Raw genomic sequence first — 1054 nt, forward strand, 5'->3', positions numbered from 1 at the left:
ACCATTTTCAACATAGCCAGCATCGCCTGTTTTATAGGCGCGCTCACCGTCAATCATAGTAAATGCTTTTTCTGTTAATTCAGGGCTTCCTAAATATCCAACGCTTACGCTTGGACCAACAATTACGATTTCACCTTTTTCACCATCAGGCGCAATCGTACCATCTTCTTTCATAATAAGAAGGCGGCAGTCTGATTTACAGTAGCCAACTGGAAGTGATTTGTATTGATCAAGCACTTCTTCTGTAACGTGAATACCTGTTACAGCGACAGTAGCTTCAGTTGGACCGTACGTATTCATAATTGTTGCTTTCGGGAAACGCTCAATTAATTTTCTAGCTACTTCATTTGGTAACACTTCACCGCAGAATAAGAATGTTTTCATGTTTGGTAGCATACTCTCAGAGAAAGATGCTTCCATTAAACACATTTCTGCGAAAGATGGTGTGGAAGTCCATACTTGTATATCCGATTGCTCTAAAGAAGCAAACAAGTCTTTTGGACGTGCAATCATATCTTTATCAATTGCCCAAAGTGTACCACCTGTTACTAATGATGGGTAAATATCCATGACAGATAAATCAAATGAGAAAGGTGCTTGGTTTAAGAATACTTGCCCCGTTTGTAAGTTGAAATCTTCTACAGCCCATTTTGTAAAACTTACAAGGCAGTTATAAGTAATCTGAACCCCTTTCGGATTACCTGTGCTTCCTGATGTGTAAATAATGTAGAAGTTTTCATCACCTTTTACCGCATGTTCAGGATTTGGAGTTTTCCCTTTATGAGTAAAGAAAATATCTTTTAAGTTGTCCTCACTTACAATGCGAACTGGTAAATCAGTTACAGTTACTTCAGTTCCTGATAAAAGTAGTTTCGCACCAGAATTTTCAGCGATACGTTGTACACGATCAGCTGGGATAGATAAATCTACAGGAATATAAGCATGTCCAGCTTTTACACATCCTAAAAAGTTAATAATCATTTCAGGTTGCATATGGCCATACACCATAATTGGTGAACGATCATCTGGATACTCAGAAGAAATCCAATGTGCT

General features: G+C 38.2%; 1 protein-coding gene. It reads right to left on the reverse strand.

Translation table 11 applies throughout. The annotated features are described in order from the left end of the window. Positions 1-1054, reverse strand: a 1054-nt coding sequence (gene dltA / locus PDQ40_RS28280; protein ID WP_270691785.1) for a D-alanine--poly(phosphoribitol) ligase subunit DltA, incomplete at both ends; no start/stop codon positions are given.

This window comes from Bacillus cereus group sp. Bc061, assembly GCF_027715825.1.
In the GTDB taxonomy this organism is placed as follows: domain Bacteria; phylum Bacillota; class Bacilli; order Bacillales; family Bacillaceae_G; genus Bacillus_A; species Bacillus_A paranthracis.